This window comes from Larkinella fluvii (assembly GCF_051857545.1).
Taxonomy (GTDB): Bacteria; Bacteroidota; Bacteroidia; order Cytophagales; family Spirosomataceae; genus Larkinella.
In genome coordinates this window covers 240,086-259,569 of the sequence record NZ_JBPZHB010000007.1, presented here as the reverse complement: position 1 = coordinate 259,569, position 19,484 = coordinate 240,086, and the positions used below count along the sequence as shown (strand labels likewise).

The following is a 19,484-nucleotide window of genomic DNA, read 5'->3' as shown; positions in this document are numbered from 1 at the left end:
TTTATCCGTGTAATGATCGCTTTGGCGACCCGAATTAACCAATGATTATTCCATTAGCCCACCGTGCCGGACAAACGCAGGAATATTACTTCTCGGTCAAGTTGGCCGAAGTTCGTAAACTGCTGGCTGCCGGGCACGATGTGATCAACATCGGCATCGGTAATCCCGATATGATGCCGTCCGACAATACGATTCAGGCCCTGACCCAATCGGCGCAGCAACCGAATGCACACGGGTATCAGTCTTATAAAGGAACACCCGGTTTTCGGAACGCCATTGCCGGTTATTACGACCATACGTACCAGGTTACGCTCGATCCCGAAACGGAAATCCTGCCACTGCTGGGTTCAAAAGAAGGCATTACGCATATTTCGTTAACCTTCCTGAACGAAGGAGATGAAGTGCTGGTGCCGGAACTGGGCTATCCGGCTTACAACGCCGTGAGCAAAATGGTGGGTGCCCACGTGCGGAATTATCCGCTTTTGGAAAATCAGGGCTGGCAACCGGATTGGGAAGCGATGGAAGAACTGGTGTCTGACAATGCCAAGATTCTCTGGCTCAATTACCCGCACATGCCCACGGGCGCTCCGGCCACACAAAAACTCTTCGAGCAAGCCGTCCGGTTTGCCTACGATTATAGCTTGTTGCTTTGCCACGACAATCCGTATAGCCTGGTTCTGAATAAAAAACCGCCCATCAGCCTGCTTTCCATCGACGGTGCTAAAGAGGTTGTGATTGAAATGAACTCGATGAGCAAGTCGCACAACATGGCGGGCTGGCGGGTTGGCTGGATGGCTTCCTCAAAACCGTACATCGATGCGGTTTTGTCGATCAAAAGCAACGTCGATTCGGGAATGTTCAAACCGGTTATGGACGCGGCTGCCGAAGCCCTGACCAATTCGGATGCCTGGCACGCGGAGCGAAACGCGGTGTATGAAGGCCGTCTGGAAGCCGCTACCGCTTTCCTGGACGCCCTGAATTGCACCTACACCAACGATCAGGAGGGCATGTTTCTGTGGGCCAAACTGCCGGATTCCATTGAATCGGCCGCAACGCTTGTGGATGACCTGCTCTACAACAAGCACGTTTTCATTGCCCCCGGTTTTATCTTCGGCCCGAAAGGAAACCGGTACATCCGGGTTTCGCTGTGTATGCCCAAAGAGCGAATCTGGGAAGCTGTTCAAAGAATCTCTAAATAAACCCTGATTCCCTCTGATGTACTCTGATCAACTCTGTGTAATAGTTGTTTCACAGAGTTGATCAGAGTACATCAGAGGGAATCAGAGAAACAGAACATGACAATCACAATCATTGGAGTGGGTTTATTGGGCGGGTCGTTTGCCCTGGCAGTTCGGGAGAAGTATCCGAAGGCGAAATTTATCGGGGTGGATGCGTCCCCCGTGCATGGCAAACTGGCATTGGCCAAAGGCATCGTCGACGAAATGAAACCGTTGGCCGAGGCCGTGGATGTCAGCGATCTGGTCGTGCTGGCTACACCCGTCAACAGCATTCTGGAATTGCTGCCCCAGATTCTGGATCAGTTGCCCAAAGGCGCTACCGTCACCGACCTGGGTTCAACGAAAGAACTGATTTGTCAATTGGTTGATAACCACCCGAAAAGGGCGCAGTTTGTGCCTGTTCACCCGATGGCGGGGACTGAAAACTCGGGTCCGGGGGCGGCTTTTCGGGAGTTGCTGCCCGGTAAAAACCTCATCATCTGCGACCGGGAAAAAAGCGACTATGACAGTCTGAAACTGGTGGAGGCTTTGTTCAGTGACATTGGCATGAAGCTTTTTTACATGAACCCGCAGGAGCATGATTTGCACCTGGCCTACGTTTCGCACTTGAGCCACATCAGTGCGTTTGCGCTGGGACTGACGGTTTTAGAGAAAGAAAAAGACGAGCAGGCCATTTTCGATATGGCCAGCACCGGTTTTAGCTCTACGGTGCGGCTGGCAAAAAGTTCTCCGCAAATGTGGGCGCCTATTTTTGACCAGAACCGGGCGAATGTCTCCCAGGCTCTGTCTGATTACATCGAATTTTTGCAGCAGTTCAAAGCCATCATCGACGATCAGAACCTGGACGATTCATTCGAATTTATGGCCAAAGCCAACCAGATCCGGCGGGTATTGGAGGGAATTGACCGGAAGTGATGTGCGTGAGGAATGATCTGTGTAGAATGATGAACGCTAACTGTAAAAGTTGTAGACAAACCGGCACTTTTACAGTTAGCGTTCATCATTTATAATTTTACATTTCAGGTTTTGCTCCGTTCTCCTTCAAAAACCGCTTTGGCTTTCTCAATGCTTTTCCTTTGAATGAAGTGGGCTATGGCGGCTCGTCCAATACCCAGGGTTGCGGTGGTCGCAATACCGGCGGAAACCGCACTGCCCACGCCCGGAAAGAAGATTTTGACGGAAGCCCGGGCCAGTTCGCGCAGCACCAGACCGGCACTGATCGTGGCACCGATGGCGGTCAGGAATTCTTTCGCAGTATCCTGACTCAGTTGGCGACCGGCCACGTACGCAATGGCAATGATCAGTGTAATCTGCAATGAGGTGATCGGAATAATATCGCCCAATGGAATCGGTACGGCGGCAATACCTCCACAAATGGCCGCCACCACTTTGGTGAGCCGGTTGGCAATCGATTCCTGGAGCGTGCGAACCTGACTCAGCCGGGCAAAAGCCAGCTTGCCTTCTTTCGGCAGTTCATTGAAAATATAATCCAGCAGTTCGTCGATCCGCCAGCGCTCGTCGGAGCGGAGCATGTCATTTTTCCAGGACTGGTACGATGAGACCCCTAAGACTGTAATCAGCGATTCTTTTAAATACGGATCGGCTTCAAATTTCGTTTTGAGCAGGTTTTCAATGACCTTGACTCGCTCCAGTTTTTCGTTCAGGTCTTCCGGGTCTTCGTCCTCCGGTTGGTGCAAACGCACATTTTTGGGTTCGAGCGTATCGCAATGGGTGGCAACGACCAGAATGGGCGGGCGGTAGTTGTGGACTTTCTCAACGGTTTTACTGATTTCTGTGAGCGCTTCGAGGTCGTGGTTGATCCCGGAATCGGCTTCGGTGGCTTTGATCAGAAACAGGATTAAATCCGGTGATTTCTCCTTTAAGGCGTTGAGGATCGACTCGATGGGAGAGGCTGCGGCATCGGCTTCGTCGGGGCGCGAGCCCTCCTGTAAACCACGGGTGTCCAGAATTTCGAGCGTTCCCATATCGCTCGAATACGGCCACCAGGTAGCCTCGCCGGTTTGGGCTTTTTCGTGACCTACTTCCGCGACTTTACGCCCAAAAATCGCGTTGATCAGGGATGACTTGCCGCTGCCCCGCCGGCCGACGAGGGCAAACCGGGGAGAACGCGTTTCAACGAGCAACTGGCGGAATTCGCGGATTTCCTGACGGACGTCCTTCGCGACAGACTCCGGGATACGATCGAGTAAGGTTTCCAGTTTCTGTAGGACCTCACTGATTTGGGATTGCAGGGGTTGGCTCATGGGCGTCAAGTATAGGCAAATTGGTCGGCATTCTTTCCGGAAATTACAGCACCGGTTCTATACCATAAACCAATTGCGATTTTTTTGTTTGGAGATTTTTTGCATCAAACCGGTCCCGAATTTTCGATTGCACCAAATTTTTCGGATCATACAACCACCCCGAATTCCCCGGACGATGTCCGGGGCTAATGATGATAGCCCTTTGGGCTGGTGTTGGGGGTGATGGCGAATTTTCTACCCCCGAATTCCCCGGACGATGTCCGGGGCTAATGATGATAGCCCTTTGGGCTGGTGTTAGGAGTGATGAAGTAAATATTTTTGGAACTAACTTCCAACGGTTCAGGCAACTACCGGGTCTATTCTCCAAATGACCAAACCCCGTTCTCCTATGAAAAATCGACTACTTCTACTGCTTTCTGCATCCTTGTGGCTAGCCTGTCAACCCGGTGACTCTTCTGAATTTGGCATCGAACCTGGCGGCAATGCCTACAACGACGAAGCGTCGCCCACCCAAAAGTTGTATTGCAACGGCACCAATTGTGATAACCCCAACAACATCGAAAAGTATTCCTATAACTCGGCCGGAAAGTTGACGCGAATCGATTACGTTGGCCGGGTCGCCAGCGGGAAAATGGAGACCTATTCGTATTATGAATACCGCTATAATTCGAATGGTCAGTTGGTTGCCAAAACCCGGTTTGGCCAGTATGGCGCCGGTTCCAACTGGGTCGCTTACGATGAAACTGAGTACGAATACGCCGATGGAGTATTGAAAACCGAGCGGAATTATTTCAACCAGCGCAATCCGGAGCAACGCGTTCTGACCGGTCTGGTGGAATACACGTTTAAAGACGGAAAAAAAACAGAGCAAAAGTGGTTCGATTCCAACCAAAAACTGAGTCGACGGGTGGTCTATGAATATCAGGAGAATGTGTTGATCCGCGAAACCTGGTACTTGGATACGGATAAACCCTTTCGCTTGTTTACGCATACTTTCGCTGGAAATCGCCGGCAAATCAGCGAACACTTACCCAATAGCAGCGATCAAATTGCGCTCATTGAAAAGACCTACGACAAACAGGGGCGGCTTTTGACCGAGGAAACCAAGGTGAACAATCCCTTACTGTGCGTGATGATTGCGGGTATTATCCGGTATACGTATTGAGAATCCGGTTTCGTAAAATAAAACCGGACCAGAAGGCAATCCGCAGCGGGTTGCTTTTTTCTATTCATTCGCTCGTCAAAATGTCCGGTTTGGAGCTTGATTCTTCCGGTTCGTCGAGGTAAACAAGACAAAGAGAATCCCTTTTTTTTGCTTTGTACATGAATTTCGATTCGTGTATGAAAAAGGTGTTCATCGTTTTCCTGTTGTTGGCCAGCCATGAAGGAGGGGCGCAAACCGTCGTTCGGACGGTGCAGGAGGCCATTCAACTGGCCCGGCAGCAAAATCCCGATCTGAAAATTGCCCGGCAGAACCGCATCACGCAGGAGCAGCAACGGGCCGCCACCCGCGCCGGTCTGATGCCAACGGCGCGGGCGTTTACCAACCTCGATTATAATTATGCATTGCCGACGCAACTAATACCGGCGGAGTTTCTGGGTGGTCAGCCCGGCGAATTCCGGTCGCTGCAATTTGGCGTTCCGTTCAACCTGACAGCGGGCGTGGAGGTTTCAATGCCCTTGCTGAGTCGCCCGAACCGCCAGGATGTGGGATTGACCAACCAGAATTTACGAATCATCGACGACCAGAATCTGGTGTTGCTGGACGAGGTGTCGACGCAGGTCGCTCGGGTTTACCACGCCACCCTGCTGACCCGCTCGGCCATCGACATTGCCCGCCGGAACGTGGCCAATGCTGATACCATCGCGACCATCGCCCGGTATCGACTGGAAAAAGGCCAGATCGAACCCCTGGAATACAACCGATTACAATCCATCCGGCTGACGGCGGAGGATGTGCTGCGGCAAAATGAACTGAGTTATATCCGCAACCGAAACCAGATGAAGGTTTTGCTGGGGCTAGCCTTACGAGATTCGCTGGTGCTGGAGCAGGACCTCGTTGGACCGTCTGCGCAAACCGGGTTTTCGGCCCTGAACGGAACCGTCGAACGCCCACAGATCACCGTTCGCCGTTCGCAACTGGCGTTGTTTCAACAGCAGTTGAACCGGGAAAATGCCTTACGGTGGCCAACTTTGTCGGTGTATGCCCGGTATTCGGCCCAGGCGCAACGGAAACAGTTCGACTTTCTGGATTTTAGCGAAAAGTGGTTTCCCATTGGCGTAGCCGGATTACAACTGAATATCCCCCTGTATACGGGCGGCTTGCGAACGGCCAACCTGAACCGTGCCCGGCTGCGAATCGAGCAGGCCCAGACCGAACTGGCGTATGAACAAACGCGCGCGGAAGTCGACAATCAGGATATTCTGAATGCGTATAATCAGGCCGTTCGTTCGCTGGTTTTTAACCGGCAGAATTTCGAATTGAACGAGCAGAATACGCAGATTGCCCTGGTGAAATATCGGGCGGGAATCTTCGCGTATGACCAGTATCTGAACGTATTCAATGAGTCGTTGAACGCCCAGAACCGCTACCTGAATACGTTGTCGAACGTGTTTATCAATCAGACGATTTTGCAGATCAGAAATGGACAATAAAGCACACCCCGAATTGAATTACGAGTTCCTGCTTCCGACGGTTGCGGGAATGCGAAAGGGACTCATTCTGCTGGCTATAGCGGTTTTATCCGGCTGTAACCGGAAAGAAGAAGGCACTTCGCCGACCTATAAAGACCTGACGGAAGCGGTTTATGCATCGGGCGGTATTTACCCCCGGAATGAGTACAAAGTGCTGGCCAATGCCGACGGTATTTTGCAGCAGAAGCTGATTAGTGAGGGCGATTCGGTCAAACGCAGTCAATTGTTGTTTGTGCTGGAAGGCATTACGCAGGGTGCGCGCGAACAGGCTACGGCCAACATTTACCGACAGTCGCAGGCCAACCTGAGCGACAACTCACCGGTTTTAGCCGAACTCGAAGCGCAGGTTCGCACGGCGCAAACCCGTCTGGCCAACGACTCGGTCAACTATGCCCGCTACCGGGATTTGTACCAGCAGAATGCGACCTCCAAAGCCGAACTGGAGCGGGTTCAACTGGCCTACCAGACGTCCCGGAATGATTATATTGCCCGACGAAGTTCGCTGCAACGCACTAGGAATCAGTTGTATGTCGACTTGCAAAACTCCAGGAGTCAGTACGTTGCCAGCGGGCAGGAGCAGGGCAATACCCGCGTCCGGAGTTTTGTGGATGGCAAGGTGTACGAGATTTTGAAAGAACCGGGCGAAGTAATTCGGCGGAATGACCAGCTTGCGCTGATTGGGAGTGGGCATGATGTGTTTGTGAAACTGGCAGTCGATGAAAGCGATTTTGGGAAGATTCGGGAAGGGCAGGACGTTGTCGTCAAAGCGGATGTCTATCCCAATAAAGTGTTCAAAGCCCGGGTTCGGAAGATTTATCCGAAGCTGAACCGGGTCGATCAGTCGTTCCGGGTCGATGCGGATTTTGTCGGTGAACGACCCGACGCGTATTACGGTTTGACGGTCGAAGCCAATATCATCATCAGCCAGAACAACCGGGTGCTGACGATTCCGAAGTCGTATGTGGTTGGAAATGATAGCGTTTGGGTCAGTGAGAACGGCGATAAAAAGAAGGTGAGAATTGTAAAGGGCGCTGAGAATTTCGATCTGGTTCAGGTGAAAGGCGGTTTGAATGAGAAGTCTGTTGTGGTTAATCCGGAATGAAGTAATTACACAGAGTTAACCAGAGGATAGCAGAGTTAATCAAAGATTTTCTCTGATTAGCCCTGATACCCTCTGATTAACTCTGTGCAACAACCACCTTTAAAATTCATGAATCTCAGCATCACCATCCAAATTGCCAAAACGCACCTGCTGTCGAAGAAGCGGCAAACCCTCGTTGCCATGCTGGGCGTCACGTTCGGGATTGCCATGTTCATCACCATGATTTCGTTCATGCAGGGCGTCAACCAGTTTCTGGAAGACTCGGCGCTGGACGCTAGTCCGCACGTGCGGATGTACAACGAGGTGAACACGCAGCGCCCCGCCCTGATCGACCAATTGAACCGGAGCGACTCGGCCTTCAACGTCATCTATCATCAGAAACCGAAGGAACAATTGTCGCGGCTGAAAAACGGTTTTCTGATTGCCCGACGGATCGAGCAGGAGCCGGGTGTACTGGGCGTTTCGCCCCAACTCAGCACGCAGGCATTCTACAACAACGGTCCCATTCAGATTTCAGGAACCATCGCCGGGGTTGACATCGATCGCGAAAACCGTCTGTACAATCTGAAAAGCCGGTTAAAATCCGGAACGATTGAAGCCTTGCGGAGCAACCCGAACGGGCTGATTATGGGCAATGTGCTGGCACGGAAGCTCAACGTTCGCGAAGGTGACAAGGTAAGTGTGACGACGCCGACGGGGGGGACGATGATTCTGCGGGTGGTCGGCACCTTCGGATTCGGCATCGGAACGGTCGACAACACCAAGAGTTACGCCAATTTATCGACAGTGCAGGAGATTTTGCAGAAAGATGCGAGCTATGTGACCGATATTCACATCAAAATGTTCGATCCATTGCTGGCGCTGCCACTGGGTAAAAAACTGCGGGCCATATACGGATATTATACGGAAGACTGGGCAACAGCAAACTCGGCCATCCTGGCGGGCGAAAAAATCCGGAATGTCATGACGTTTGTGGTGTCGATGACGCTCCTGGTGGTGGCCGGTTTTGGCATTTACAACATCATGAACATGAATGTCATCAATAAAATAAAGGACATCGCCATTTTGAAAGCGACCGGTTTTGAAGGGAAAGATATCGTTCTGATTTTTCTGCTCCAGGCGGTTTTTATCGGGGTATTGGGTGGATTACTGGGGCTGTTGATTGGCTTTATTCTCAGTTATTTATTGTCGATAACGCCGTTCAACGCCGGGGATTTTTTAAGCATCAAAACGTTCCCGGTTATTTTTGATCTGAAATACTACGGAATGGGCCTTCTCTTCGGATTGATTACGACGGTTTTAGCCGGTTATTTTCCTTCTCGAAAAGCCTCGAAAGTAGACCCGGTTTCGATATTAAGAGGATAACGATGGAAAAGGTATTAAAAGCATCGCATTTCAACAAGTACTTCACCGAACCCGATCGATTTCAGGTGCTGAAAGATGTGACGTTCGAGGTCAATAAAGGCGAATTTCTGGCGATTGTTGGCAAGTCGGGTTGTGGCAAATCGACGCTGTTGTATTTGCTGTCAACGATGGACACGGAGTATGAAGGAACACTGGAGATTAACGGACAAACGTTAACGGGTCGCAGTCAGGATTATCTGTCGAAGTTTCGGAATGAACACCTCGGTTTTGTGTTTCAGTTTCACTTTTTGTTGCCGGAATTCACCACCTTACAAAACGTGATGCTTCCGGCTTTAAAATTGGGGAAATACTCGGAAAAAGAGGTGGAACACCGGGCCTACGAAAAGCTGAAAATGATCGGAATGGAAGACCACGCCCGCAAACTATCGAGCAAATTATCGGGCGGACAGCAGCAACGCGTGGCCATCGCCCGCGCCTTGATCAACGATCCGACCATTGTGATGGGCGACGAACCAACGGGGAACCTGGACAAGACCAATACCGGGATTGTCTTTGATATTTTCCGCGAAATTGCGCAGGAAAACCACCAAACCATTATTGCCGTTACGCACGATCCCGACTTTGCCGCCGGTTGCGACCGGGTCATTGAGATGTCGGACGGCATGATCATTTCCAGCCATGAAAATCAAGTTTAACAAATACGTCGAGCTGCTATTGCTGTGGGGAGCCCTGGGTGGTGTGGTGGGTCGGCAGTGGCTGATGCCCGATATTACGTGGCAGGTTCAGGTTGAATTATTCTTTCTGTCCTTTTTTGTTTTGAACGCCATCTGGCTGTTTCATTACTGGTTCAATGATTATCTGAATCGCCAATTGCCCTTTGAAAAAAATATCAAATTACGCGTTTTGATTCAGATCATTGGTGGGTGGGGCATTGTAAAAACCGTGTATTTGGTAATTAGTTATTTTGTTTATACTGAGTTTTTATCGGCGCAACTAACCAGCATTCCCTTACTCAACCGGTTTAGTGTGATCATCATTGGGATGACGGTTTTTTTAGCGAATACGGTGGTGTGTCTGGGCTTTATCGCCAGTCATTTCCTGAAACAATGGCAGGAGAATGCCATTCGGGCAACGCAACTCGAGAAGGAGAAAATTCAGGTGCAGCTCGATAGTTTAAAAAATCAGATTAGCCCGCATTTCCTCTTCAATAGTTTGTCGTCTCTGGACGGATTAATTCACGAAAATCCGGATTTAGCATCGCAATTTTTGCGGCAACTATCGAAAGTATTCCGGTATGTCATCCAGCATAAAGACAAGGATCTGGTGAGCTTAACCACCGAAACCGACTTTATAAATAACTACATTCTGCTCCTGAAAACCCGCTTTAATGGCTCGCTTGATATTCAGGTAAAAATCCCACCGGCCTACTCCGATAAAGCCATTGTACCGGTAACTTTACAAATTCTGGTTGAAAATGCCATCAAGCACAATGTCGCCAATGCCGGGCAGCCGCTGACCATTCAGATCGTAGCGGATGAAGACTATGTCTCCGTCGAAAATAACCTGCAACGAAAACCGCGGGTTGAAACGTCGAATGGGCAAGGGCTGACGAATTTGAAAGCTTTATACCACTTTTTGAGCGAGAAGGAAGTGAAAGTGGAAGAACACAATGACCGGTTCCGGGTGAGCATTCCCTTGGTTTAATGAAAAATGAACTCTGAAAAATAACAAATGAATGGCCAATCGTCGTACATTGTGCGCAATCATCATTTCGTAAAAAACTATGACGCACGCACACAATGCCGACCAATTGCTGGACATTACGCTCCGGGAGTTGACTACCGATCCGGTTCATTTGCAACCGATGGCAAACAGTTTTATTGATCAATGGGTCCGGGCGCTGGGATCTGGTCACCTGGTTCTGGACGATATTTCGGATGAACTGGAGCAACTGAAGGCGGCACTGGCCACCGGAAAAAGCCTGCTAATTGCCGAGTCGCTGCATTCACTGGCGAAGCTGACCCGGAAAAGTCTGGAGAATGCGGAAGAAGAAATGAAAGGAAAACTTCAGGAGTTGGCGACTACGCTGGATGCGGTTTCGACGGGATTGGGGAGGAAAGGAAAATAAAGAAAAAGGATAATAATGAATGTTGAATATCGAATAAAGAATATCGAATAATGAAGTTTTGAACGCATCAACGTTCCTTTTTCATTATTCGATATTCGTTATTCAATATTCAACATTCATTATTCGATATTATTTCAGATTTTACTCCGTAACATCCCGCAGCGTCGCGATTTGATCGCGGGTTTGGCGGAGTTCGTCGAGTTGGGTGCTGAGGGTTTGGCGGATGTAGGATGGAATGCTTTCATCTTCCAACGTTTCTTCGTATTCTTCAACCGCAGCATTTTCGCCAAAAACGCAGGATTCGAGAACCGTATTACGGTCTTTTCCCGTAAAGGCCGACTTGATGTCGATCCAGGCGCGGTGAATTTTGCTGCCGGTACTGGTTTCGTCAACGCCGGGAACCACTCCGCCAATGCGAACGATGTTGTCGGCCAGTTCACTCCGGAATTTCCGGCTTTGTGAAGTCAGGTTCTTGAACAGAGAAGCCAGTTCGGCGTCTTCGATGTCCTCGGCGGCTTTTTCAAAACCGTTGATGCGGTCGTTGTTAATTTTAACCAGATCGTTCAGAGAGTCAACTATTTCGTCGTTTGTCATGATTGCAAGGTGTGTTGATTATTACCTATTTTAACTGGATCATTCAGCGAATGTTTAATAAAAATCGATTTTGAGCGTAAAAAAGGCATGACTATTTTATTGATCGAAGATGAACCGCTGGTTGCCAAAACGTTGGCCCGACTGGTTCGGCAACTGGAGCCGGAGGCTCATCTCGAAGGACCGCTGGAGAGTGTGCAGATGGCGATGGAGTGGTTTGGCCGCCACCGCGCCACCGATCTTCCGGAGCCGGATCTGATTTTGTCAGACATTCAGCTTTCCGACGGAGTCAGTTTTGATATCTATCGTGAAATCAATCCGAAGTGTCCCATCATTTTTACGACGGCTTACGACGAATATGCCATTCGGGCGTTCAAACTCAACAGCATCGATTACCTGCTGAAACCAGTCGAACCGGACGAATTAAAAGCCGCCTTCGACAAATACCACCGTTGGCGGCAGGGCGGTACTTCGGCCGATTTTCGGGATCAGCTCCGGGATTTGCTGGCGGACGTTTCGGCACCGAGCAAAAAGTACAAACACCGGTTTATGGCGCATTACCTCCGGAATATTGTGCCGGTTCTGGAAGAAAACGTGGCGTATTTTTGCCGGGATGAGTTGATCTATCTCTACACGATGGACGGGCAGAAATTGGTAACGGATTACGGCTCGCTGGATGAACTGGAAGAACTGACGGATCCGGGTGTTTTCATTCGCGCCAACCGCCAGTGTCTGGTCAATCTGAATGCGATTGCCGGTTATCAATCGCATTACAGCGGCAAGCTGATTGTCACCCTCCGAAAACCGGCCACGACTGAATTGACCATCAGCAAAGAAAAAGCCGCCGTGTTCCGGGAGTGGTTTGAGCAGGGGTGATTTTAGAATAGAGAAGTGAGAGTCGAGAAGTGAGAACAGAGAGGGGGACGGTATTTTGGGCGGTTGGTCTTTACTCTCTTGTCTCTGCTCTCTTGTCTAGTCTTCTTTTTGAACAATCTGAACCCGCACCAGATCGATCCGGGCTTCCGTCATCGACAGAATCGTAAACGTAAACGGCGACATTTCAATCACATCGTTTACGTTCGGAATTTCGCCATTGATCGATAAAATTAAACCGCCCAGGGTATCATAATCGCCTTCTGGGATGCCCCAACCGTACTTTTCATTTAGATTTTCGATTTCGTGCCGGGCACTCAGGAGCCAGGTGTTGTCGTCCAGTTGCCGTTCGTCCCAATCTTCGTTGGTGTCATATTCGTCCTGAATCTCGCCGAAAATCTGTTCTACCAAATCCTCGACGCTAACCAGGCCTGATGTTCCCCCGAATTCATCAACTACCAAAGCGAGACTTTTGCGTTCGGCCAGAAACTTTTCGAGCAACAACCGGGCAGGCATACTGTCCGGCACAACCCGAATGGGCGTCAGGATGCTCTCAATGCTTTGCGGTTTTTGAAAGAGGGCCAGGGCGTGGCAATAGCCAATTACGTCGTCGATGTTGTCACGGTATACGACAATTTTTGAGTGGCCGCTGTCCTGAAAACACTTTTTCAATTCTTCAATGCTGTCTTCCACATCCACCGCCGTAATTTCCGTCCGTGGAATCATGCAATCCCGCACAGCTACGTTGCGGAAATCGATGGCATTGTTCAGAATTTCGGTATCGATGTCGATTTCTTCCTGACTCGAATCGACCTGCTGTTTCTGCTGGTTGAATTGCTGGAGGTAGTGGTTCAGGTCGATCAGGCCAAAAACCGGCCGAACTTCGGAGTACTGACTTCCCGGAATAATCTTGACGATGCCTTTGGTGAGCCAGACCATCAGCCGGACGATGGGCGCAATAGCCTTGTAGATGACCCAAATCGGAATCGCCAGCCTTTCCATGAACGCATCGGGGTGAATGAGCGCTAGGCTTTTAGGAACATAATCCGCGAACGGCATGAAAACAACCGTCAGAATCAGCGTTTCGATGACGATCAGTGTAACGGGATGGTTGAACGCATCCGGAACGTAGGCTGACAGAAACGGGTTGAGGGCCGTCACGCCCAGCACACCGTATAACACCAGAAAGAGCGTATTCCCGGTCAGGGTTGTACCGACAAACAGAATGGGTTGTTTCAGAAAGGCCGATACCAGCTTTTCGCCTAAGGGCCCCTGTTTACTGTGCAGTTCAAAATAAAGCCGGTTCACCGATTGGTAGGCCATCTCGACCGCCGAGAAAAAACCGGCCAGCACCAGTGCCACGAATGCTCCGAGGAGAATACTGTAGGATTCCATAGGGTTTCTGAACTCGGATTACGCGGATTAAAAGACCGTGTCAGCGATCGTGGTTAATCCTTTAATCTGCGTAATCCGAGTTCAAGACTTTTTCTTCTTTTTTCGGGTTGGTTTCACCGGAACCGCCGGTTTTTGTTTGACCGAATTCAGGTGTACGCCACGAACATACATAAAAGCCAGCAAAAACGCCAGACACAGCATAATTAGCCAGTAATGTTCGCCAAACGTACGCGTCCGCCGGAACTCCAGAACCCACAGAATAAGGCAGCCGATGGAAAGGGAAATAAGAACGGTTTCTCTGATTTTCATAAAATGCCTACTGTGAACTGCCCACCAGCGTCGGCTTCTTTTTGTCCCGCATCTTGGTGAATTCCCGGTAGCGACGGATTGCAGCCATCGAGAAACCGATGACAAGCACAAACGTCCCGATCCAGAGCAGGTTGATGAGCGGCATTTCCTTGGCTTTCATCACGATGTAATCGCGCTGGGTCGTGTTGGCCGTGAAGGTAAACAGGCCGGTTCGCGGATCGATTTCGTTCAACTGAAGCCGTAAGCCGAGTTCTTCGTTGGTTTCGGCTTTCCGGCCCACCATGCGGTCTTTAATGATGAAGGCCGGTGACAGGGTATATTCCCGCTCCTTGTCCAGCACGCGAACCACGGCTTTGACAGCCGCATCGTTTGGTCCGAGGGGTGTTCCTTCGATTTCGCGGGTTTGAATGACATTGTCAAAAACCGCTACGTAATCGTTCACGAAGAAGGTATCTTTGGGCGCAATCCGGTACGTTTCCGTCGGGCTCCAGGTGCCTTCGCTGCTGGGGTCGGGAACGGTCGCTACGTAAGTATACAGGTCTTTGCCCGGCATCCGGCGAATATCCGGCGAGGGCAGAAAACCGCCTGCGCCCATTTGCTCGTTGATCTGACCACGCGGATACAAGGTGAAAATCTTGCCCCCCGGTTCGCGGTATTCCACTTCGTAATAGGTGTTTTCGGGGTGCAGGGCAACGGTATCGCCTTTTTTGTGATACAGCTTGCCGTTTTGTTCAATATCCCGTGTCGCAATTCCGTGAAAACTCAGTTCCGGCGTGGCGCCCACAATCGGCTCGACCCAGTTGCGGGGAACGTAATCCGGCACGTCGCGAATCTCGATCCGCTGGCCCCGGTACGTGAGGAGATAACCGCTCATTTTCTGCGGCTGATTGAGCCACAGGATGACGTTTTCCTTGTTTTCCTTGTTATCATTTTTCGTAAAATCGTCCCCTTTCGAAATCAGTAAACCGGTGTTGTTCAGGGAGACAATTTTGGAATAGCCCGACGAAAACAAAATTCCGATTAGCATCAGGGCCACGCCAATGTGCGCCACTGCGCCACCCGACAGCTTGTAATTCCCCCGAACGACGCCCCACAAAATGCTCGAATTCGCAACAATGGCAAAAACCGATGTAGTGAGCAACACCATGAAGGCCGGTTTCGTAATGTCACCGTAAGCAATCAAACCGCCACTGATGAACATTGTAATGATGCCGGAAGTAATGAGGGAGTTCAGATTGCCTTTGCCCACTTTCCGCCACCAGATGAATTGCCCGATTCCCGTCAACAGCGCAATGGCCGAGAAAAACCAGATCTGGAATTTGTTGTAGTGCGCCACCTGATCGGCGGGCATGGCGATGTTGGGGCTAAATCCGAAGGCTTCGCCAATTTTGTTATAAACCGGAAACGAGGTGGTGTTCAGAACCTGAAAACCGGCCAGACAGAGCACGATGGCACCGATGAACAGCCAGAATTCTTTGGAATATACGGAAGTTTCTTCTTCGTCTTTCTCAATCAATTTCCATTTGAAACTGATCAACACCACAGCCATCGCGACGAAAACCAGCATGTAAATTAGCAACTGGCCGGAAAGCCCCAGATCCGTAAAAGAGTGAACCGAGGCATTGCCCAGAATACCACTGCGAGTCAGGAAGGTCGAATAGAGAATCAGCAGGAACGTGGCTACGGAAAGAATGATGGCGGTTTTCAAGCCAGTCGAACTTTTTTTGGCAATCAGCATGGCGTGAATGGACGCTATCAGGACCATCCAGGGCACCAACACCGAGTTTTCGACCGGGTCCCAGTTCCAGTAACCACCGAAATTAAGTGTTTCGTAAGCCCAGTAGCCACCCATCAAAATCCCGACGCCCAGTACCATGGCCGAGAACAACGCCCAGGGCAGGGCGGGACGCATCCATTCTTTCGGCTCGTTTTTCCACAAACCGGCAATGCAAAAAGCGAATGGAATCAGCGTCGTGGCATAGCCCAAAAACAACGTTGGTGGGTGAATGACCATCCAGTAATTTTGCAGCAGCGGGTTCATGCCCTTGCCGTCTTCCGGAATGTAATTCGGATTGCTGGTAAAAATCGGTATATCGGCCAACGCATCCCGCATCAATACGAACGGTGAACTGCCCACTTTGAAGGTGTCGCCAAAAACCACACCCAGAATCATGGATGCCAGAAAAGCCTGGACTAACGCAAAAACCGTCATCATCGGCGCTTCCCACTGGCGCGAACTGAGGCTTTTTGCCCGGTCGTCGCGGTTGGTTTGAATCAGAACGATACCCAGAATCACGTTCCAGAACAGCCAGAGCAGAAAACTGCCTTCCTGTCCGTGCCAGAAACTTGAGATGATGTATTCAGCCGGCAACGCGCGCGACGAGTAACTCCAGGCGTAATGGTATTCGTAATAATGATTGGAAATGATGTAGAACAAACAGGCGACGATACCGAAAATGGCGACGCCGTGGAGATAAAAAGCACCCCGGGCCAGCCAGCGCCACTGCGTAATTTCCCGTTTGTTTTGCAACAGCTCGTTACCCGCCAGCGAAATCCGCAGGTAGGCGAACGTGGACATCAGGGCCGTAACAAAGGATATAATAACAAAAAGGTGGCCGATATTACCGACGGTTGTATGAATCATGATTGAATGGTTCGAATGGCTAAAGGGGTGGTTTTATGGTTAAAAATGGTTCTAATGGTTGAAAATGGTTGAATGGATTGGTCATGATTGAAAGCGTTCGATCACCTAACCATTTTAACCATCAAAACCATTCAACCCTATCCAACCATCAAAACCATGTATTTATAACTTTGCCGTTTTCGCTTCGTATTCTTTGGTTTCCAGCTTGTTATCCTGGTATTTCGACGGGCATTTCAGCAGAATTTTATCGGCGCGGAAATGATCGCCCTGCATGCTGCCGATGACCACCACCTGTTCGGAACGGTCGAAATCCTGCGGTTTGGGCGAATTGTAGACCACTTTCTGGAGGTGGTTTTCGGTGTCGACCAGCGTGAATTCGAAACGGTTGGGGTCGACCTGGGGTTGATACACCATGTTGATGATCTTGCCCTGCGCGTCTTTTGTCAGGGTGCCCACGACGTGAACGCCGTCGGATTCACCACTTTTGGCCAGTTCAGCCGCCTGGGTGAAAGTCACGTAGGAACTGGCATCCCCTGCGGTGGAAATAATGATACCGATTGCCAGGGCAATCACGACAATACCGAGAATATGTGTCTTTTTCATGATTGAGAATAAAGAGGATAGACAAGAGAGTAAAGAATAACAGGACGCGTTTTTGTCTTTACTCTCTTGTCTATCCTCTCTTGACTATTTAGAAATCTCTTTTTCCAGTTTACTAATTTTCGTATCCAGTCGGATGAGGTAGGCAATGACTCCCGCAAAGGTAACCAGGAAAACGGCCACAACGACCCAGATTTTACCATCGGCCCGAAGCCGGTCAGCCATCTCAATTTCCTGAGCCTGACTGCTGAACGACAGCAATACCAAAAAACAAAGGACTAGGAATTTAGGTATCATAGTAGTGAGTAGTGTAAAGTGGTAACAAGTTTGGTCGGCTAATCATTCCGCAGTGGAATGGGCTTTGGGCAGGGCATCGTTGATATGATCCAGCCGGTCGCGTAGCCGACGCAGCCGCACCCGCAGTTGGGTAATCCAAACGCCCAGTAACGTCATCCCGATCACGGACGGATACAGCACCAGCCGCATGCCGCTGTCCATGTCGTATTTGCCAAAAGCCGGGTTGCCGCCATTGCCCGGGTGCAGTGAATCGGTGAGCCGGGGCAGAATAAAAATGAGCGGCACAAAAACCGCGAAGGCAAAAATGTTGTAGATCGCCGAAATCCGGGCCCGGCGCAGTTCGTCATCAAACGAGTTCCGCAGAATCAGGTAGGCGAAATACATCAGCATTCCGACCGCGACGCTATTCAGTTTGGGGTCGTTGGGCCATGGATCTCCCCAGGTGACGCTGGCCCAGAGTGAGCCGGTGGCACACCCCAGAATACCGTAGAGAATGGCGCTGTTGGCAAACTCCACGGAAATATGATCGTCGTCCATGCGCCCTTTCCGCAGATACCGGATCGAGTAAATCATCGACGTCAGCATCAGGATGATCATCGAAAACCACAGCGGAACGTGAAAATAGACGTTGCGAATGCTCTCATTCAGAATGGGTTGACGGGGAACCGTTCCCAGAAGACCAACCCAGATCACATACGTCATGATGACGACGGCCAGGACTTTCCACCAGTTTTTTTTCATAGTCATTTCAACTTCTCCACAAATAGGGAAATAACAATACCGACAACACCAGCACAATGGCGTCGATGGCCAGCAAAGTTCCGATTTCGTCCAGACTAACGCTACGGTCTAAGCCATCAAGTGCATTTTTTGACACCCGAATCAGCATAAGCAGCAAAGGAAGCACCACCGGAAAGCTTAAAACCGCCATGAGCGTCGCACTATTTTCGGCTTTGGAGGCAATGCCCGCAACCAGCGTCAGCGAAGCCGCAAAGCCGATGGCACCCAGCAGCAGATTGACCACAAACAGCGGCATGTCCATCCCCTCACCGGGAACGCCCATCACCAGCGTGTAAATCCCGAACCCCAAACCGGCCAGCACCAGCATCAGCAGGGTGTTGTACACAATTTTGGACAGGATGATTTTCTGCGGACTGACCAGTGTGTAATAGTATAAAAGCCGCCCGGCGCGCTCCTGCACGAAACTTTTGGCAATGGCATTGATGGCCGTAAACAACAGAATAATCCAGAACAACGCGTTCCAGACCATCGGCGTCAGTTGGTTCCGGCGCAGGCTGAAGCTCAGAAAACAGACGAAAACCGTGCTGACTATGTAGAGCAGCATCCCGTTCAGGGCATATCGCTGTCGCCATTCCAACCGAAATTCTTTGCTGATTAATACTCTGAACTGTTGCATCGCGCTGTTGCCTGAAGGACTTTACCCTCCGTTATCCGGTCAAAATGTATGAATTTCGAGTGCTTGTACCAGATTCTACAAAATTACAACACAAACCCCAGTTCAGCTTGATAAGAGGGCGGTTTTTTCACGGGCTGGAGCGAACGACTCCCGGAATTAATCCGGTTTGTGGAATCTGCCCGTTTTAACTAATTTTTTCGTTTACTCGTCCAGCCAGAAAACCCCGGTTTTTTTGAAACATTTCTTGTAAAAGCGAACGGATATCCGTTAACTTGCATTAATTTGTAATGAGTCTAAATATCGTACGCGAATGCCCCACCGAAAAATACAGAAGCGCAGTGTCGCCGATTTAAAGGTTGGCGAAAAAGCGGTAATCGAGTCATTTAGTGACCAATGGATGTCGCTGAAGTTGCTTGAAATGGGTTGTTTACCCGGCACGGAAGTGTGTTTGCACTGCAAAGCGCCGTTGGGAGATCCCATTTGTCTGAATGTTTCCGGGTACTGTTTATCGATGCGGAAATCAGAAGCGGCTACCATATTAATCGAACAATAATATCGCCAGGGGGC

At 50.2% G+C, this 19,484-nt stretch carries 20 protein-coding genes; 11 read left to right on the top strand and 9 right to left on the bottom strand.

Annotated features, from left to right (window positions below; all coding sequences use genetic code 11):
* Positions 1 to 41 precede the first annotated feature (41 nt).
* Together ACS5NO_RS19990 and ACS5NO_RS19985 are read left to right on the top strand one after the other, a co-directional pair.
* Complete coding sequence (locus tag ACS5NO_RS19990; RefSeq protein ID WP_439416773.1) at positions 42 to 1,199, top strand: pyridoxal phosphate-dependent aminotransferase; 1,158 nt, start codon at positions 42 to 44, stop codon at positions 1,197 to 1,199.
* Between the two features lie 96 nt (positions 1,200 to 1,295).
* On the top strand, positions 1,296 to 2,153 hold the full coding sequence (locus ACS5NO_RS19985; protein WP_439416772.1) for a prephenate dehydrogenase: 858 nt from the start codon (positions 1,296 to 1,298) through the stop codon (positions 2,151 to 2,153).
* A 104-nt stretch (positions 2,154 to 2,257) separates the two neighbouring features.
* Here the strand turns inward: ACS5NO_RS19985 and ACS5NO_RS19980 are convergent, their stop codons facing one another.
* Complete coding sequence (locus ACS5NO_RS19980) at positions 2,258 to 3,502, bottom strand: GTPase family protein (protein ID WP_439416771.1); 1,245 nt, start codon at positions 3,500 to 3,502, stop codon at positions 2,258 to 2,260.
* Positions 3,503 to 3,890: 388 nt separating this feature from the next.
* On the opposite strand from ACS5NO_RS19980, the gene ACS5NO_RS19975 reads away from it, so the two are divergent.
* The 7 genes from ACS5NO_RS19975 (at position 3,891) to ACS5NO_RS19945 (ending at position 10,791) form a co-directional block, all read left to right on the top strand.
* Positions 3,891 to 4,667 (top strand): hypothetical protein, encoded by a 777-nt coding sequence (locus tag ACS5NO_RS19975; RefSeq protein ID WP_439416770.1) that lies wholly within the window; start codon positions 3,891 to 3,893, stop codon positions 4,665 to 4,667.
* A gap of 176 nt (positions 4,668 to 4,843) precedes the next feature.
* On the top strand, positions 4,844 to 6,157 hold the full coding sequence (locus ACS5NO_RS19970) for a TolC family protein (protein ID WP_439416769.1): 1,314 nt from the start codon (positions 4,844 to 4,846) through the stop codon (positions 6,155 to 6,157).
* On the top strand, positions 6,147 to 7,298 hold the full coding sequence (locus ACS5NO_RS19965; RefSeq protein ID WP_439416768.1) for an efflux RND transporter periplasmic adaptor subunit: 1,152 nt from the start codon (positions 6,147 to 6,149) through the stop codon (positions 7,296 to 7,298). The genes ACS5NO_RS19970 and ACS5NO_RS19965 overlap by 11 nt, the downstream gene beginning before the upstream one ends.
* 108 nt (positions 7,299 to 7,406) lie before the next feature.
* The gene (locus ACS5NO_RS19960) at positions 7,407 to 8,663 is read left to right on the top strand and encodes an ABC transporter permease (RefSeq protein ID WP_439416767.1); all 1,257 of its coding nucleotides are present in this window, start codon (positions 7,407 to 7,409) and stop codon (positions 8,661 to 8,663) included.
* Positions 8,664 to 8,665: 2 nt separating this feature from the next.
* A complete protein-coding gene (locus ACS5NO_RS19955; RefSeq protein ID WP_439416766.1) occupies positions 8,666 to 9,358 on the top strand; it encodes an ABC transporter ATP-binding protein in 693 nt (230 codons plus the stop codon).
* A complete protein-coding gene (locus tag ACS5NO_RS19950) occupies positions 9,342 to 10,367 on the top strand; it encodes a sensor histidine kinase (RefSeq protein ID WP_439416765.1) in 1,026 nt (341 codons plus the stop codon). Before ACS5NO_RS19955 ends, ACS5NO_RS19950 begins: the two co-directional genes overlap by 17 nt.
* A 79-nt stretch (positions 10,368 to 10,446) precedes the next feature.
* Positions 10,447 to 10,791, top strand: coding sequence for a hypothetical protein (locus tag ACS5NO_RS19945; protein ID WP_114406251.1), 345 nt, complete (start codon positions 10,447 to 10,449; stop codon positions 10,789 to 10,791).
* Positions 10,792 to 10,932: 141 nt separating this feature from the next.
* On the opposite strand, the gene ACS5NO_RS19940 is transcribed toward ACS5NO_RS19945, so the two are convergent.
* Positions 10,933 to 11,385 (bottom strand): ferritin-like domain-containing protein, encoded by a 453-nt coding sequence (locus ACS5NO_RS19940; protein WP_310587803.1) that lies wholly within the window; start codon positions 11,383 to 11,385, stop codon positions 10,933 to 10,935.
* Positions 11,386 to 11,472: 87 nt separating this feature from the next.
* On the opposite strand from ACS5NO_RS19940, the gene ACS5NO_RS19935 reads away from it, so the two are divergent.
* Complete coding sequence (locus tag ACS5NO_RS19935) at positions 11,473 to 12,258, top strand: LytR/AlgR family response regulator transcription factor (protein WP_114406249.1); 786 nt, start codon at positions 11,473 to 11,475, stop codon at positions 12,256 to 12,258.
* A gap of 96 nt (positions 12,259 to 12,354) precedes the next feature.
* On the opposite strand, the gene ACS5NO_RS19930 is transcribed toward ACS5NO_RS19935, so the two are convergent.
* The 7 genes from ACS5NO_RS19930 to ACS5NO_RS19900 form a co-directional block, all read right to left on the bottom strand.
* Complete coding sequence (locus tag ACS5NO_RS19930) at positions 12,355 to 13,650, bottom strand: hemolysin family protein (protein ID WP_439416764.1); 1,296 nt, start codon at positions 13,648 to 13,650, stop codon at positions 12,355 to 12,357.
* 81 nt (positions 13,651 to 13,731) lie between these two features.
* Positions 13,732 to 13,959 carry a hypothetical protein gene (locus ACS5NO_RS19925; protein WP_114406247.1) on the bottom strand — a complete coding sequence of 76 codons (228 nt, stop codon included), beginning with the start codon at positions 13,957 to 13,959 and terminating at the stop codon, positions 13,732 to 13,734.
* A 7-nt stretch (positions 13,960 to 13,966) separates the two neighbouring features.
* Entirely contained in the window at positions 13,967 to 16,603 is a 2,637-nt protein-coding gene (gene ccsA, locus ACS5NO_RS19920; RefSeq protein WP_439416763.1) for a cytochrome c biogenesis protein CcsA, read from the bottom strand.
* 162 nt (positions 16,604 to 16,765) lie between these two features.
* A complete protein-coding gene (locus tag ACS5NO_RS19915) occupies positions 16,766 to 17,206 on the bottom strand; it encodes a cytochrome c maturation protein CcmE domain-containing protein (protein WP_138992176.1) in 441 nt (146 codons plus the stop codon).
* 84 nt (positions 17,207 to 17,290) lie between these two features.
* Positions 17,291 to 17,500: a CcmD family protein gene (locus ACS5NO_RS19910; protein ID WP_150880475.1), complete on the bottom strand. Its 210-nt coding sequence runs from the start codon at positions 17,498 to 17,500 to the stop codon at positions 17,291 to 17,293.
* A 42-nt stretch (positions 17,501 to 17,542) separates the two neighbouring features.
* Positions 17,543 to 18,241, bottom strand: a complete 699-nt coding sequence (gene ccsA / locus ACS5NO_RS19905; protein ID WP_500684150.1) for a cytochrome c biogenesis protein CcsA — start codon at positions 18,239 to 18,241, stop codon at positions 17,543 to 17,545.
* A 7-nt stretch (positions 18,242 to 18,248) separates the two neighbouring features.
* Positions 18,249 to 18,917 carry a heme exporter protein CcmB gene (locus ACS5NO_RS19900; RefSeq protein WP_439416762.1) on the bottom strand — a complete coding sequence of 223 codons (669 nt, stop codon included), beginning with the start codon at positions 18,915 to 18,917 and terminating at the stop codon, positions 18,249 to 18,251.
* A 325-nt stretch (positions 18,918 to 19,242) separates the two neighbouring features.
* Here ACS5NO_RS19900 and ACS5NO_RS19895 point away from each other — a divergent pair, with 325 nt between their 5' ends.
* The gene (locus tag ACS5NO_RS19895) at positions 19,243 to 19,470 is read left to right on the top strand and encodes a FeoA family protein (protein ID WP_114406273.1); all 228 of its coding nucleotides are present in this window, start codon (positions 19,243 to 19,245) and stop codon (positions 19,468 to 19,470) included.
* Positions 19,471 to 19,484: the final 14 nt, after the last annotated feature.

Excerpts from the sequence above, each read along its gene's own strand:
- ccsA (WP_500684150.1), bottom strand. The coding sequence starts at position 18,241 with ATGAAAAAAAACTGGTGGAAAGTCCTGGCCGTCGTCATCATGACGTAT.
- ACS5NO_RS19965 (WP_439416768.1), top strand. The coding sequence starts at position 6,147 with ATGGACAATAAAGCACACCCCGAATTGAATTACGAGTTCCTGCTTCCG.
- ACS5NO_RS19955 (WP_439416766.1), top strand. The coding sequence starts at position 8,666 with ATGGAAAAGGTATTAAAAGCATCGCATTTCAACAAGTACTTCACCGAA.
- ACS5NO_RS19935 (WP_114406249.1), top strand. The coding sequence starts at position 11,473 with ATGACTATTTTATTGATCGAAGATGAACCGCTGGTTGCCAAAACGTTG.
- ACS5NO_RS19945 (WP_114406251.1), top strand. The coding sequence starts at position 10,447 with ATGACGCACGCACACAATGCCGACCAATTGCTGGACATTACGCTCCGG.
- ACS5NO_RS19975 (WP_439416770.1), top strand. The coding sequence starts at position 3,891 with ATGAAAAATCGACTACTTCTACTGCTTTCTGCATCCTTGTGGCTAGCC.
- ACS5NO_RS19915 (WP_138992176.1), bottom strand. The coding sequence starts at position 17,206 with ATGAAAAAGACACATATTCTCGGTATTGTCGTGATTGCCCTGGCAATC.
- ACS5NO_RS19940 (WP_310587803.1), bottom strand. The coding sequence starts at position 11,385 with ATGACAAACGACGAAATAGTTGACTCTCTGAACGATCTGGTTAAAATT.
- ccsA (WP_439416763.1), bottom strand. The coding sequence starts at position 16,603 with ATGATTCATACAACCGTCGGTAATATCGGCCACCTTTTTGTTATTATA.
- ACS5NO_RS19900 (WP_439416762.1), bottom strand. The coding sequence starts at position 18,917 with ATGCAACAGTTCAGAGTATTAATCAGCAAAGAATTTCGGTTGGAATGG.
- ACS5NO_RS19985 (WP_439416772.1), top strand. The coding sequence starts at position 1,296 with ATGACAATCACAATCATTGGAGTGGGTTTATTGGGCGGGTCGTTTGCC.
- ACS5NO_RS19980 (WP_439416771.1), bottom strand. The coding sequence starts at position 3,502 with ATGAGCCAACCCCTGCAATCCCAAATCAGTGAGGTCCTACAGAAACTG.
- ACS5NO_RS19950 (WP_439416765.1), top strand. The coding sequence starts at position 9,342 with ATGAAAATCAAGTTTAACAAATACGTCGAGCTGCTATTGCTGTGGGGA.
- ACS5NO_RS19960 (WP_439416767.1), top strand. The coding sequence starts at position 7,407 with ATGAATCTCAGCATCACCATCCAAATTGCCAAAACGCACCTGCTGTCG.
- ACS5NO_RS19990 (WP_439416773.1), top strand. The coding sequence starts at position 42 with ATGATTATTCCATTAGCCCACCGTGCCGGACAAACGCAGGAATATTAC.
- ACS5NO_RS19925 (WP_114406247.1), bottom strand. The coding sequence starts at position 13,959 with ATGAAAATCAGAGAAACCGTTCTTATTTCCCTTTCCATCGGCTGCCTT.
- ACS5NO_RS19970 (WP_439416769.1), top strand. The coding sequence starts at position 4,844 with ATGAAAAAGGTGTTCATCGTTTTCCTGTTGTTGGCCAGCCATGAAGGA.
- ACS5NO_RS19910 (WP_150880475.1), bottom strand. The coding sequence starts at position 17,500 with ATGATACCTAAATTCCTAGTCCTTTGTTTTTTGGTATTGCTGTCGTTC.
- ACS5NO_RS19930 (WP_439416764.1), bottom strand. The coding sequence starts at position 13,650 with ATGGAATCCTACAGTATTCTCCTCGGAGCATTCGTGGCACTGGTGCTG.